The organism is Streptomyces thermovulgaris (genome assembly GCF_002155915.1).
Classification (GTDB): Bacteria; Actinomycetota; Actinomycetes; order Streptomycetales; family Streptomycetaceae; genus Streptomyces; species Streptomyces thermovulgaris.
In genome coordinates this window covers 39,275-51,849 of record NZ_MUME01000011.1, presented here as the reverse complement: position 1 = coordinate 51,849, position 12,575 = coordinate 39,275, and the positions used below count along the sequence as shown (strand labels likewise).

Genomic DNA, 12,575 nt, shown 5'->3' with positions numbered 1-12,575 from the left:
GCCCCGTCTCCGGCCGGGCGCGCAGAGCACTCATGTCCCGGGGCGCCCTCTTCGCCCTCCCCGCCCCCAACCCCGGGCGAGTGCTTCACCGTTCACACGGACAGCACGGAAGAGCTCCCGCCCACAGCCCCGGGAAGAGCCGTACGGGCCGGCCGGCCCTGATCCCGGATCCGCGCCGGGCCCCGGGGACCCGTCGGCCCGGACCGAGAGCCGGAAACGCCGTGCAGATGCCGACCGGTGGGTGAGCAACAGGGCGCGTCGGCCTGAAAGTTCCGTTCCCCGGGGATCGAGAGGCGGTATCCCCGATGATGGGGAGCACCCGGGGCAACAGATCAAAAAGCATGAGAGGTGCGCATATGACGGTGGAAGCCGGCACACGCCAGGAAGAGCGCGTCGTGGGGCGGGTATGGACGGTGCGCCTGGACCCTGACGGCCGCCCCTCCGCCGGCATCGTCCGGCTCTCCTGCTCCCGCCCGGCCTGCGCCGATCAGCGTTTTCCCAGCACCTCCGCAGGGCGCAAGGCCGCCATCGAGCACGTCAACCTGCACCTGGCCCGCATCCGCGAGGACGGCGGACCGCGCGGCGAGGCGTGGTGCGCCTGCCGCGCCGCCGACTGCGCCTGGCACATTCCCGACTCCGTCGCCGGACGGCGCGGCGGCACACGTCCGGCGGAAGGAGCGCGCTGCGGCGGCCCGGTGGTCCTGACGGTGTACGCGGACCGTGCCGGAAGGCTGTGGCGGATCGCGGAAATGTGCGCACGATGCGCGGCCGCCACCCCCGGCTGCCGTGTCCTGGACACCGCCCTGCCCCCCGCGCGCACCGCCCCGGCCGGACCGGACCAGACGGCGGAAAGGACGGACGCGGAACGGAAAACCGTGAGCAGCCCGGTGGGCAGCGGCATGGCGGCGGTGTTCTCCGACTCCGGCTCTTCCCCCGCGCCCGCCCCTTCCCCCGTGGTCGGCGCTTCACCGGCCTCGGTCGCCGCACTGGCGTCGGCCGCCCGTGCCCGCGCCGCCTCACCGGGTGCGATGCCCCGGCGGGCGAAACGGTGGGGGAAGATCGCACAGCGGATCGTGCCGCACAACCTCGAGCCCGAGGTCCTGCGCCTGGAGCTCATCGAACTCGGGGACGCGTTCCGCGCCTACCAGAAGCGCGCCGAGCCCGATCTCCTCCACCTCGCCGAACTCCACGAACGCAAGGCCCGCGCCTTCCGCCTGTGGGCCGACGTGACCGGCGACGAATCCCTGCGGCAGGAGGCACAGCGGGCCGGGAAAGCCGCGCAGACCACCCGCGAGATGCACCACAACCGGGTCGGCACCCTGGACGGCGGAGCGGTGGTGGAACGCCTCCTGACCCGGCATCAGGCCGAGCACGCCCGCATCGTGCTGAACCACGTCGCCGCCCACTCCCCGCGCCCGGAGGCCGAGGTACGTCTGGCGGTGCTCATGCTCACCCTGCGGGCCGCGCGCGCCGGCAGCGGGAACGTCACCGGGCAGGACCTCACCGGCTGGCTCCAGGGCGACGCCGAACGCGTGCTTCAGCAGTTGGCCGAGGCCGACTGGCTGCGCCTGCCCGGCACCGTCGCCGAGGTGATGGCCTCCCGGCCCGAGAACCCCACCACGTTCACCGTCCCCACGCTGCTGCCCGAGCAGCCCCGCCCGTTCACCTTCGGCAAGACCACCCGCTCGAGGATCTCCGGCTGGGCACAGAGAGTCGTGGGCGACCGGAAGATCCGCAGGAAGAAACTGGGCGCCGCCACCCGGCTCCTGGCCCTGTACACCGCCGCCCACATCCGCCCCGACGGCAGGCTCGGGCACGCGGAGGACGGCGGGCTGCGCCTGGACCGGCTCGCCGCGTTCTCCAACCTGACGCCCGAGCAGATCGGCGAACACACCGATCTGCTGGTCACCGCCGACTGGCTCGCCGAAGCCGACATCAGCGAGAACAAGCTGCGCGGACGACTCTCCGAACGCGCCCTGCCGCTGGGCGGCCTGCTGTAACCGGCCGGGCCGGCACCCCGCGGACGGCTCCGGCTCCATGAACGCGGAGCCGGAGAGCAGGAGAGGAAGGGAGCGGGGGCCTGCGCAGGGGCGTGGCCGCTCATGTGCGGCGGCGAAGCGTCACGGCGGGCCGCCGCCGAGCAGGTGGAGAAGCTGCGGGTCCAACTGGCCCGGGCCGAGGACTTCGCCGCCACCCTGCGCGCTCGCCTGGAACGGAACGCCCCGGCGGGACGGAGCACTTGGGCCGCCCCGTGCGCTGGAGCCACAGCGTCCTGCCCTGTCCGGAGTCCTGTCCCGGGCAGGGCGCCGGAAGAAGTCGCACACGACGGATCTCCCGCAAGTCCCCGCATCCTGCGGGTCACTGCTGCGTGCGGCCCGACGTCGTGTCCCCCTGAACACGGAACGAGTGGCGGACAGGCGGACGTTCGGTCACATCTGTTCGACGAATGTCCCGAACTCGTACTAGAGGGCCCGAATGCCGTTTCGTCACCGGGCAGTTGTGTCACGCTCACAACCCCGGGAGGAGACGAGCGGGAAGAGGATGCGGATGAGGGGCAAGAGCCTGAGACGCTGGGCCTGGCTGGTATGGCTGCTCGTACCCGTGCTCCTGGCGGGCTGCAGCCGGAGAGGGGTGAGCGACCGCGACGGCCCTTCCGTCGACCGTCCGGGGGCGTCCCGTCAGGCCGACGGCGCGGACGGACCCGGCATCGGGGACCTGCCCGTGCCCGGCATCGAACTCGGAGGCGGTGGAGGAGGCGGCACCGGCGGCGGTGGTGGGGGGAGCGGTTCGGACGGTGCCGGGAGGGCGGAGCCGGAGCCCCAGCCGGACCCGACCGACCCGAGGGAGGAGGCGTTCCGGGCGGTCGTCCGGGGGACGTGTCTGCCGGTGTACAGGAACGGCAGCACCTGGAATGTCTCCGTCCCGCCGGACGCGGTGTCCTGCAGGAGCAAGCGGGCCGGACTCTTCCAGGTGACACATACCGCCACGAGCAGCATCACATGCCCGACGGGCGTGGGGCGGGACAGGTGGAGCTACTACTCGGCCATCACCGGCCGCACCACGACCCTCTGCCTCAACCGGGTCTGGGTGAAGAACTACTGCGTGCTCGCCAAACAGTCCGGGAACACCATCACCGCCATCGGCTCCACCACGGCGGCGGACTGCTACGCCACCCGGGTGCCCGTCCCCTACAACCAGGTCCTCGTCGTCGCCGCCGTGTACCGGGCACCCGCCGGCGCCAATGCCTCCCACTGCCGCACAAGTGCCCAGGACCCCCTTCGGTACTGGTCCCTGCTCGCCGACGGCGGCAACACCCTGGTGTGCTTCAGGGCCCGTTCCTAGCCCTGCTTCTCCGGCCCGCCGTCCGCCGGGGGCGCGGCCTCGGCGAGACGGGCCCTGAGGTCGTCGAGGATGGCGGCGGTGGCGGTCGCGCCGAAGCGGGTGGCGCCCAGGCGGTGCAGCTCCAGCAGGGCGTCGAGGGTGCGTACGCCGCCCGCGGCCTTGATCTGGACGTGCGGTGAGACGGTGCGCCGCATCAGGGCGATGTCGGCGGCCGTCGCCCCGCCCGGAGCGAACCCGGTGCTGGTCTTCACAAAGGCCGCCCCCGCCGCCTCGGCCGCGCGGTACCCGGCGACCTTCTGTTCGTCGTCCAGGTACGCGTTCTCGAAGATGACCTTGACCGTGCGGCCCTGCGCCGCCTGCACGACCGCGGCGATCTCGTCCTGGACGTAGGCGACGTCGCCGCCGCGCAGACGGCCGATGTCGATCACCATGTCGATCTCCTGCGCGCCCAGGCCGACCAGTTCACCGGTCTCGAACACCTTGGCCGCCGTGGTCGCCCCGCCGTGCGGGAAGCCGACGACCGAACCGACCGCGACCCCGCTGCCCGCGAGCGCCGCCACCGCGGTCGTGACATCGGCCGGGCGCACGCACACCGAGGCCGTGCGGTACTTCAACGCGGTCTCCAGACCGGCGGCGACCTCGGCCAAAGTCAGTTCCGGCCGCAGCAGCGAGTGGTCGATCATCTTCGCCGCCTCCTCGAGCGTGGGCAGCGGGCCGTCCCAGCGCGGGGCGGCGATCGGGGCGACAGACATGGCTTTCCCTTCCAGCCCTCCATAAGCTGTCTAGACAGCCTATACAGGTGAGGATGGCGGTGTCGACGGGCATCCCGCCGGAACCCGTGACCCGCGCCGACCCAGGAGGAACAGCACTCGCCATGGCCGCACCGCAGCCGCTGTACGAACGCATCGAGAAGCAGTTGCGCCGACGCATCGCCACGGCCGCCGACGGCGACCCGTTCCCCTCGGAGCCCCGCCTGGCCGCGGAGTTCGGTGTCTCCCGGATGACGGTGCGGGCGGCCCTGGCCCGGCTGGAACGCGACGGCCTGCTGGAACGCGTGCCCGGCCGGGGCAGCTTCGTGCGCAGGGCCGCCGCCGCCCGCCCGGTCGGAACCCTGATGAGCTTCCACGACCAGGCCCTCGCGGCCGGGAGGACTCCCCGCTCACGCGTCCTTCGGGCCGGTGTGCGCCCCGCCTCGCCCCAGGAGGCCGCCGCGCTCTGCCCCGGCGGCCCCGCCCAGGACGCCACCGTGGTCGGGATCAGCCGCGTCAGGCTCTTCGACGACCTGCCCATCGCCGTCGAACACGCCGCCTTCCCCGCCTCCCTCGACGCCCTGCTCGGCGCGGACCTGGAGACCGGCTCCCTGCACAACGCGCTGCGCCGCCTCGGTCTGCACCCGACCCTCGGCTCCTCCGTCCTCAGCGCGCGCACAGCCGGCGACGACGCCCCCGAACTCGGCGTCGACGCCGCCACCCCGATGCTCGTCGAGACCCGTTCCATCGCCGACCAGCACGGCGCCCCCCTGGAATACACGGTCAGCTCCTACGTGGCCCACCGCTACGCGCTCCAGGTCGACTTCTCCGTCGCCCGCGGGGAAGACGCCTGACCGCGGGAACGCCCCGCGGCACCGACACACCTGAGCCCGAAACCGGCGTCGCTCAAGGCCGTTCGCGAAGGCCCGGTGCGGTGGGACACCGCCCGGCCGTGCCCGCGGCCCGGGTTCGGCGGCGACCTGACCGCTCTCGTGCGAAGCGGAGCGCTCGTGCTCGCCACACCGTTCGCCGTGCCCGCGTGGGTTGGGCCCGTCACCCGGACTTTGTGATCCCTTCCGCCTTTCGAAGCCGTGGCAGAGGGCTCTCCGTACGAACGTCGTCAGCTGGGGCGCGAGAGCTCTCCAGGGCCGCGCGCGACGGGGATCTTGGTGCGCCGGAGTGCCACTGTGCGCCCTCTTGTAAGGGAATGTCAGAAATGCCTGCTGGGCAGTGCCTCAGACGTAACCGAACCACTCGGAAAGGAGCCTCTGCCCATGAGGTCACGTACGGCCCGTTCCGCCGCACTCGTCGCTTCGGCCGCACTGCTCGCCGGAGGCATGCTGGCAGCGACCGTACCCGCCGCCACCGCCGCACCCGCGAAGTACTCGCACGCGGCCGCCGCACAGCAGCTGAAACGGGCAGGCATCAACTGGACCTCGTCGGGTGGGTGCAGCAACCGGAACAACCCCAAATGCACCTCCTTCGAGCAGATCAACAAGAGCACGGTCGCCGGCGTGATCGACTTCAAGAAGGCAAGCAAGTGCGCCGTGACGATCACCGGTGGCACGGAGAAGGGGCACGCCTCCGGCACGTACAGCCACTGGAACGGCTACAAGGTCGACATCAGGCCGACGTCGTGCGTGAACTCGTACATCACCCGCACGTTCCGCTACGTGGGCAAGCGCAAGGGGGACAACGCGAAACAGTACAAGGCCCCGTCGGGGAACATCTACGCCCGCGAGGGTTCGCACTGGGACATCACCTACTACCGCGGCAGCCGCTGACGCGGAGCGGTGGCGGCGTCGTGCCGGCGCCGCCACCGTCGGCAGGTCACAGCTCCTCGTCCCGCCCGACCGGCGGTCGGTCAGGTGTGCCGCTTCGCCCGCCGTCCGACCGCCCCGGTCCGACACCGCACGCACAACGGCGAGCCGAGCGCTGACCGCCTGCCCGGCAAGAAGACGTGCAACACCTGCTCCATGCCCGACGTCCGGGCCGGGAGTGAACCGGCCCGGACGTCGTCGTATCAGCCGCCCCCGTGCGCGAGTGACGGGGGCGGCTGTTTTCTGTGAGTTTCTGTGAGTCTCCGGCCGATGGGTGCCGTGACCTGCCGGTTTTCCGCCCGGGAGGGCGTCCGGTTCACAGGAGGCACTCAGCTTCGCGCAGATCCGCCTCAGAAGCGCGGATCACCGTGGAGTGGCGCGCGTGAGGACGGCGCGCACCACCCACACCATCGGTTCTGGAGTCATTGATGATCGAAGTCCGCGGGCTGACCAAACGCTACGGCGAGGTGCTGGCCGTCGACGACCTGACGTTCACCGTCCGACCGGGGGAGGTGACCGGGTTTCTCGGGCCCAACGGCGCGGGAAAGTCGACGACCCTGCGGATGATCCTGGGCCTGGACGCCCCCACGTCGGGGACCGCCACCGTCGGCGGGCGCCCGTACGCCGCGCACCCGGCGCCGCTGAGAGCCGTCGGCGCGCTGCTGGACGCGGGTGCGGTCCTGCCCAGCCGCACCGCACGGCACCATCTGCTGGCGCTCGCGGCGAGCAACGGGATTCCGCGCCGCCGGGTGGCGGAGGTGCTGGCGGAGGTGGGGCTCGAGAGCGTGGCCCGCCGCAGGACGGGGACGTTCTCGCTCGGTATGCGGCAGCGGCTCGGCGTCGCCGCCGCCCTGCTGGGCGATCCGCCGGTGCTCATCCTCGACGAGCCGCTCAACGGTCTCGATCCGGAGGGCATCGTCTGGATGCGGGAGCTGATGCGGCGGATGGCCGCCCAGGGGCGTGCCGTGCTGATGTCCAGCCATCTGATGAGCGAGCTGGATCTCACCGCCGACCACCTCGTCGTCATCGGACGCGGACGGCTGATCGCGGACACCTCCATGACGGCGTTCATCGACGCGCACTCCAGCAGCGAGGTGCTGGTGCGCAGCCCGCAGACACGGATGCTGCGCCGGATGCTGGGACCGGCGGCCGAGGTGCGCGAGGAGGGTACGGACGGCCTGGTGGTGACCGGGCTGGACGCCGCCAGGATCGGTGCGCTGGCCGCCGCCGGGGGAGTGGAGCTGCACGAACTGACGCCCCGGCGGGCCTCGTTGGAGCAGGCCTTCATGAACCTGACCCGCGACTTCGCCCAGTACCGCGCGGAGAGCACGGAGCGCGGGCGGAGCACGGAGGACACCGGACGTACCGAGCACATCGACCGCACCGAGCACGAGCAGAAGGGGATGAGCCGATGAGCGGGAGCGTCGTACGGCCGGGCACCGCGGCGCGGGGCAAGGCACCGCACCATCACCGGCAGGACCAGCCGCAGAACCGGCAGCAGGGCCGGCAGCAGGAGCAGCCGCGGAAGCGGTCGTGGAAGGACCGGGCGCGCCCGGGAGCGGCGGCGGGGCGGACGGCCTTCCCGCACTGCTTCCACGCCGAGTGGATCAAGATCCGCACCATGCGGTCCACCCTCCACCTCGTCCTCGGCACCCTGGTGTTCTGCACCGGCCTCGCCCTGCTGAGCGGCACGTCCGCCGGGAGCGAGTACGCGACCCTGTCCGCGGCCGACCGGGCCGCCTTCGACCCGCTGGCCACCGGCCTGCGCGGCTATCTGCTCGCCCAGGTCGCGCTCGGCCTGCTCGGCGGTCTGACGATCACCTCCGAGTACGGGGCCCGCACGATCGTCGGCACGCTGACCGCCGTGCCGCACCGGGTCCGGGTGCTGGCGGCGAAGGCCGTCGTCCTCGTCCTGGTCGCGCTGCCCACCGGACTGCTGGTGTCCCTCACCGGATTCGTCGCCGGGCAGGCGATGCTGATCCGTGAGGGCGCCCCGTACCTGGCCCTTTCCGATCCCCAGGCGCTGCGTGGCATCGTGGGCTGCGGACTCTATCTGACGCTCGCCGCACTGTTCGGGCTGGCGCTCGGCACCATGATCCGCAGCACGACGGCGACGGTGACGACGCTGTTCGGCGTCCTGCTGATCGTGCAGGCGTTCGCGCCGGCGCTGCCCGGCGGGGTCGGCGACTGGATGGTGAAGTACTGGCCGCCCCTGGCCGGCGGGCAGATCATCACCAGTTACCGTGATCCCGCGCTGCTGGGCCCGTGGGCCGGACTCGCCGTCATGGCGGGCTGTGTCGCGGCTCTGCTGACCGCGGCGTTCGTCGTCTTCCACAAACGTGACGCGTAACGGGCGGGAGGCAGGAAGTGGATGCTCGGGCGGAGGCGGAATCGAGGACGGTATGACGGCTCCGGAACGGCTGCTGGTGGTGGAGGACGACCCGACGCTGCGTGAACTGCTGTCCGCCAGCCTGCGCCTCGCGGGCTTCGCCGTGGTCCCGGTCGCGACCGGCGCGCAGGCGCTGGAAGCGGTGCGGGAGCAGCGTCCCGACCTGATCGTCCTCGACGTGATGCTGCCCGACGTCGACGGCTTCGAGGTCGTCCGCCGGCTGCGCGGCGGGCGTCCGGCCGCGGCGGGGCATCCACCGGTGCTGTTCCTCACCGCCCGTGACGCGCCCGAGGACCGCATCGGCGGGCTCAGGGCGGGGGGCGACGACTACGTCACCAAGCCGTTCAACCTGGAGGAGCTGATCCTGCGCATCCGGGCCATTCTGCGCCGCACCAGCGGCCGGCAGGCGGACGGCCGGCTGGTCGTCGGCGACCTGGAACTGGACCCCGACAGCCATCAGGTGACCAGGGGCGGACGCCCGGTGCATCTGTCCCCGACCGAGTTCAGCCTGCTGCGGGTGCTGATGGAGAACGCCGGACAGGTGCTGTCGAAGGCCCAGCTTCTGGACATGGTCTGGCAGTACGACTTCGGCGGCGACGACAGCATCGTCACCTCGTACATCAGCTATCTGCGGCGCAAGGTGGAGGACGAGGACGGGCCGAGGCTGATCCACACGGTGCGCGGCACCGGCTATGTGCTGCGCAGGCCCCGGTCGTGAGCGACACCGCCCCGCGCGGACTGCGCGGCCGTCTCGCACCGCGCGGCCGGTCCGCGCCGCGTGACCGGTTCGCGCTGTGGAGCCGGCTCTCGCTGCGCGTCCGGCTGCTGGTGATCTCCCTGCTGCTGCTCGTGGCCGCCCTGCTCGGCAGCAACATCCTGCTCATCACCCTGCTCGAGCGGGACCTGGTGCAGCAGCTGGACAACCGGCTGCACGCCGCCGTCACGGTGGCGGCGCGCTTCGACGACCTGTCCGACGCCCTGCGCGACCGGGTGCCGCAAGAAATGCGCGACACCCCCGCACAGCAGGTGATCGCCGACGTCCACCTGGCCTATCTCGGCCCGGACGGCCGGGTGCGGCGGGTCGTCCGGCAGGCCGAGCGCAGTGCCCCCGAGCTGCCCGTGCTCGACGCCGCGGCGGTCGGGGAGCGCCGCGGCCGGCCCTTCGAGGTCCCGGCGGCCGACGGCGGCGCGGCCTGGCGGGTGATCGCCCGGCCTCTCGACGGACCGGACAGGGCGCGGACGGGGCAGGAGGGCCGGGCCGCGGACGGTGGCAGTGTCGTCGTCGCCGGGTCGCTCGCCGAGGTGCGGGCGACGGTCGGGCAGCTCGGCGTCCGGATGCTGGTGATCGACTCCCTGGTGCTCGCCCTGCTCGGTGCGGTCGGCTGGATCGCGGTGCGGGCCGGGCTGCGTCCGCTGCGCCGTATCGAGGCCACCGCGGCGGCCATCGCGGACGGCGACCTCTCCCGCCGGATCCCGGAGCTGGCCGCCTCCCGCACCGAGCTGGGCCGGCTGGCCACGGTGCTCAACGGCATGCTGGACCGGATCGAGGCGGGGGACGCCGCCCGGGCCGCCACCGCCGAGCGCATGCGACGCTTCGTCGCGGACGCCAGTCATGAGCTGCGCACCCCCCTCTTCGGCATCAAGGGGTTCAGCGAGCTGTACCGGATGGGCGGCATGCCCGAGCGTGCCGACGTCGACGCCGCGATGAGCCGTATCGAGCGGGAGGCGGCACGGCTGGTCCGGCTGGTGGAGGACCTGCTGCTGCTCGCCCGCCTCGACGAGCACGACGCCACCGCGGACTTCCCGCTCCGTCTCACCCCCATGGACCTGCGCACCCTGGCCGTCGACGCCCTGCACGACCTGCGTGCGCTCGATCCGGGGCGCCCCGTGACCCTCACCGGCCCCGGCGGCGGCCCGCCCGGGGGCGCGCCGGTGCTCGGCGACGAGGAGAGGCTGCGGCAGGTGACCTCCAACCTCGTCGGCAACGCGGTGGCCCACACCCCGCCCGGCACCCCGGTCCGGATCGGTGTCGGCACCCGGGACGGCCTGGCGGTCCTGGAGCTCCACGACGAGGGGCCGGGGATGTCCGAGGAGCAGGCCGCCCGGGTGTTCGACCGCTTCTACCGTGCGGACGACTCCCGCGGCCGCACCCGGAGCGGAGGCGCCGGTCTCGGTCTCGCGATCGTCCACTCCCTGGTGACGGCCCATCGCGGCCGGGTGGAGGTCCGCACGGCCCCGGGCGAGGGCGCCACCTTCCGCATCCTGCTCCCCCTGCACGGCTGAACGGCCGGACGGCCGGAGAGCCGGACGGACGAGCGGAGGAGTCCCCGCCCGTGCGCCCGCGAGGGCCCGGAGCCCTCGGCCCGTGCCGTGCGGAGCCGCACCGGCCGGGCGCGCCGGCGCCCCTGGTTTCCGCACCGGTTCCGGTGACAGCGGACGGAACCGGGGAAGACGGGGAGGCATGACACCGATCAGCAAGCACGACAGCCCCCCGGAGCGGACCCGGCGGACCCCGGAGCGGACCCGGCGGACCGGCCCCTGGCTGCGGTACGGCGCCGCCGCGGCGGCCGTGGCCGCCACGGCCGTGGCAGGAGCCCGGGCCGTCGACTCGGACAGCCGCTGGTACACGTCCTTGCGCAAGCCGCCCTGGCAGCCGCCGCCCCAGACGTTCGGCATCGTGTGGCCGCCGCTCTACGCCGCCATCGCCTACGCCGCCGGCCGCGCGCTCGCAAAAACCCCGCACCGCGGCCGGCTCCTCGCCGACCTGGCGGCGAACCTGGTGCTCAACGCGGGGTGGACCCGGCTGTTCTTCGCCCGCCGCAGCCCCGGGGCGGCGCTGGCCGACGTCCTCCTGCTCGACCTCAGCAACGCCCGGCTCGTCCGCCGGATCGGCCGCGTCGACAAGACCGCGGCGGGGACCCTCGTCCCCTACGCCGCCTGGTGCGCCTTCGCGACGGCCCTGAACGCCTCCATCGTCGACCGCAACCGCTCCCGGCGGCCGTAGGCACCCCCGCCGCACACCTCGTGCGTGCTTCTTCCGCGGGGTCAGCCGGGCGGGATTCCCGGCTCCGGGCCCCAGTAGTCCGGGCCGCCCCCGCGCCAGTCGATGAGCGGGGAGACCACGACCTGCGCCGGCTCGATCTCCAGGCCCGCGCGGTGCAGGAACTCGGCGACGTCCGTGACGCTGTGGGCCAGCCCCAGGATCTCGCCGTTCACCCGCACGCGCCGGCCGCCCGTCGGGGAGGGCGGGTACACGACCACGGGCAGTGATCCGGGCATGTACCCAGCATCGGGCGCGGGCTCCCGGCTCGCATCCGGACAGGGGACGCCCCCGGAAAACCCCTGCACAGGGCCGCACTACGCTGGGGCCGTGACGGACAGCAGCAAACGGCCGCTCGCCGTGTTCGACCTGGACAACACCCTCGCCGACACCGCGCACCGGCAGCGGTTCCTCGAACGCCGGCCGCGCGACTGGGACGCCTTCTTCGCCGCGGCGCCCGCGGACCCGCCGCTCGAGCAGGGCGTCGACCTGGTCCGAAGAAGCGCGGCCGAGTGCGAGATCGTCTATCTCACCGGGCGGCCCGAGCGGTGCCGCCGGGACACGCTGGACTGGCTCGCCGCGCACGGGCTGCCCGAGGGGCGGCTGTACACGCGGGGCAACGCCGACCGCAGGCCCGCCCGCCGCACCAAGCTGGAGATCCTGCGCCGGCTCGCCCGCCACCGGGAGATCCGTGTCCTCGTGGACGACGACGAGCTGGTGTGCGAGGACGCGGAGCGGGCGGGGTTCCGCGTCCTGCGCGCCCGCTGGGCGGATCCGTCGGCCGCGCTGAGGGCCGCGCAGGAACGCGAGGGGCGGACCTGAGCGGTCCCGGTGCCGGCCGGTGTCAGCTGGGGTCCTCGATCCGGAAGCCGACCTTCAGGCCCACCTGGTAGTGCTCGATCCGGCCGTTCTCGATCTGGCCCCTGATCTGGGTCACCTCGAACCAGTCCAGGTTGCGCAGGGTCTGCGAGGCGCGTGCGACGGCGTTGCGGATGGCGTGGTCGAGGCCCTCGTGCGAGCTGCCGACGATCTCCGTGACCCGGTAGGTGTGCTCGGTCATCAGGGTGCTCCTCCCGGCGGACTGGGACTGCGGCTGGGGCTGTGGACCGCGGGATTGCGGACAGCACACGCGCATGTGGCGTACGTCACCCACCGTGCCGTATGCGGAGGCGGAGCGCGAGGCGTGCGACCCGCACGACGTACACGCCCCGGCCCGGCGCGGGGCCGTGACCGGG

13 protein-coding genes and 1 pseudogene are annotated in these 12,575 nt (G+C 73.0%); 11 read left to right on the top strand and 3 right to left on the bottom strand.

Features of this window, described 5'->3' with window-relative positions:
* Window positions 1-356 precede the first annotated feature (356 nt).
* The 3 genes and pseudogenes from CCN35_RS01125 to CCN35_RS28820 all read left to right on the top strand — a co-directional run bounded on the left by CCN35_RS01125 (window position 357) and on the right by CCN35_RS28820 (window position 3,342).
* Window positions 357-2,000: a hypothetical protein gene (locus tag CCN35_RS01125; protein ID WP_067388568.1), complete on the top strand. Its 1,644-nt coding sequence runs from the start codon at window positions 357-359 to the stop codon at window positions 1,998-2,000.
* 123 nt (window positions 2,001-2,123) lie between these two features.
* Window positions 2,124-2,231: pseudogene (locus tag CCN35_RS29095) on the top strand (MerR family transcriptional regulator); the annotation flags it as partial.
* 316 nt (window positions 2,232-2,547) lie between these two features.
* Window positions 2,548-3,342: a hypothetical protein gene (locus tag CCN35_RS28820; RefSeq protein WP_201450797.1), complete on the top strand. Its 795-nt coding sequence runs from the start codon at window positions 2,548-2,550 to the stop codon at window positions 3,340-3,342.
* Here CCN35_RS28820 and deoC read toward each other — a convergent pair.
* A complete protein-coding gene (deoC, locus tag CCN35_RS01110; protein ID WP_067388570.1) occupies window positions 3,339-4,094 on the bottom strand; it encodes a deoxyribose-phosphate aldolase in 756 nt (251 codons plus the stop codon). The genes CCN35_RS28820 and deoC overlap by 4 nt on opposite strands.
* A gap of 122 nt (window positions 4,095-4,216) precedes the next feature.
* Here deoC and CCN35_RS01105 point away from each other — a divergent pair, with 122 nt between their 5' ends.
* The 7 genes from CCN35_RS01105 to CCN35_RS01075 all read left to right on the top strand — a co-directional run bounded on the left by CCN35_RS01105 (window position 4,217) and on the right by CCN35_RS01075 (window position 11,304).
* Window positions 4,217-4,945 carry a GntR family transcriptional regulator gene (locus tag CCN35_RS01105; protein ID WP_067388572.1) on the top strand — a complete coding sequence of 243 codons (729 nt, stop codon included), beginning with the start codon at window positions 4,217-4,219 and terminating at the stop codon, window positions 4,943-4,945.
* 420 nt (window positions 4,946-5,365) lie between these two features.
* Window positions 5,366-5,875: a hypothetical protein gene (locus tag CCN35_RS01100; RefSeq protein WP_067388573.1), complete on the top strand. Its 510-nt coding sequence runs from the start codon at window positions 5,366-5,368 to the stop codon at window positions 5,873-5,875.
* A 464-nt stretch (window positions 5,876-6,339) separates the two neighbouring features.
* Window positions 6,340-7,326, top strand: a complete 987-nt coding sequence (locus CCN35_RS01095) for an ABC transporter ATP-binding protein (RefSeq protein WP_086791223.1) — start codon at window positions 6,340-6,342, stop codon at window positions 7,324-7,326.
* Window positions 7,323-8,261 carry an ABC transporter permease gene (locus CCN35_RS01090; protein WP_236560523.1) on the top strand — a complete coding sequence of 313 codons (939 nt, stop codon included), beginning with the start codon at window positions 7,323-7,325 and terminating at the stop codon, window positions 8,259-8,261. The genes CCN35_RS01095 and CCN35_RS01090 overlap by 4 nt, the downstream gene beginning before the upstream one ends.
* Window positions 8,262-8,313: 52 nt before the next feature.
* Complete coding sequence (locus CCN35_RS01085; RefSeq protein ID WP_067388577.1) at window positions 8,314-9,018, top strand: response regulator transcription factor; 705 nt, start codon at window positions 8,314-8,316, stop codon at window positions 9,016-9,018.
* Window positions 9,019-9,092: 74 nt separating this feature from the next.
* Complete coding sequence (locus CCN35_RS01080; protein ID WP_067388834.1) at window positions 9,093-10,583, top strand: sensor histidine kinase; 1,491 nt, start codon at window positions 9,093-9,095, stop codon at window positions 10,581-10,583.
* A 178-nt stretch (window positions 10,584-10,761) separates the two neighbouring features.
* A complete protein-coding gene (locus tag CCN35_RS01075) occupies window positions 10,762-11,304 on the top strand; it encodes a TspO/MBR family protein (protein WP_086791221.1) in 543 nt (180 codons plus the stop codon).
* Window positions 11,305-11,345: 41 nt separating this feature from the next.
* Here CCN35_RS01075 and CCN35_RS01070 read toward each other — a convergent pair whose 3' ends face one another.
* On the bottom strand, window positions 11,346-11,579 hold the full coding sequence (locus tag CCN35_RS01070) for a hypothetical protein (RefSeq protein ID WP_086791219.1): 234 nt from the start codon (window positions 11,577-11,579) through the stop codon (window positions 11,346-11,348).
* Window positions 11,580-11,670: 91 nt separating this feature from the next.
* Between CCN35_RS01070 and CCN35_RS01065 the strand changes: the two genes are divergently transcribed.
* Window positions 11,671-12,162, top strand: coding sequence for a phosphatase domain-containing protein (locus tag CCN35_RS01065; protein ID WP_086791217.1), 492 nt, complete (start codon window positions 11,671-11,673; stop codon window positions 12,160-12,162).
* Window positions 12,163-12,184: 22 nt separating this feature from the next.
* On the opposite strand, the gene CCN35_RS01060 is transcribed toward CCN35_RS01065, so the two are convergent.
* On the bottom strand, window positions 12,185-12,400 hold the full coding sequence (locus tag CCN35_RS01060; protein ID WP_067388583.1) for a dodecin: 216 nt from the start codon (window positions 12,398-12,400) through the stop codon (window positions 12,185-12,187).
* Between the last annotated feature and the right edge of the window lie 175 nt (window positions 12,401-12,575).

What these genes read in the sequence shown, in the direction of transcription:
- deoC (WP_067388570.1), bottom strand. Translation starts at nt 4,094, where the DNA reads ATGTCTGTCGCCCCGATCGCCGCCCCGCGCTGGGACGGCCCGCTGCCC.
- CCN35_RS28820 (WP_201450797.1), top strand. Translation starts at nt 2,548, where the DNA reads ATGAGGGGCAAGAGCCTGAGACGCTGGGCCTGGCTGGTATGGCTGCTC.
- CCN35_RS01085 (WP_067388577.1), top strand. Translation starts at nt 8,314, where the DNA reads ATGACGGCTCCGGAACGGCTGCTGGTGGTGGAGGACGACCCGACGCTG.
- CCN35_RS01090 (WP_236560523.1), top strand. Translation starts at nt 7,323, where the DNA reads ATGAGCGGGAGCGTCGTACGGCCGGGCACCGCGGCGCGGGGCAAGGCA.
- CCN35_RS01060 (WP_067388583.1), bottom strand. Translation starts at nt 12,400, where the DNA reads ATGACCGAGCACACCTACCGGGTCACGGAGATCGTCGGCAGCTCGCAC.
- CCN35_RS01095 (WP_086791223.1), top strand. Translation starts at nt 6,340, where the DNA reads ATGATCGAAGTCCGCGGGCTGACCAAACGCTACGGCGAGGTGCTGGCC.
- CCN35_RS01105 (WP_067388572.1), top strand. Translation starts at nt 4,217, where the DNA reads ATGGCCGCACCGCAGCCGCTGTACGAACGCATCGAGAAGCAGTTGCGC.
- CCN35_RS01100 (WP_067388573.1), top strand. Translation starts at nt 5,366, where the DNA reads ATGAGGTCACGTACGGCCCGTTCCGCCGCACTCGTCGCTTCGGCCGCA.
- CCN35_RS01125 (WP_067388568.1), top strand. Translation starts at nt 357, where the DNA reads ATGACGGTGGAAGCCGGCACACGCCAGGAAGAGCGCGTCGTGGGGCGG.
- CCN35_RS01075 (WP_086791221.1), top strand. Translation starts at nt 10,762, where the DNA reads ATGACACCGATCAGCAAGCACGACAGCCCCCCGGAGCGGACCCGGCGG.
- CCN35_RS01070 (WP_086791219.1), bottom strand. Translation starts at nt 11,579, where the DNA reads ATGCCCGGATCACTGCCCGTGGTCGTGTACCCGCCCTCCCCGACGGGC.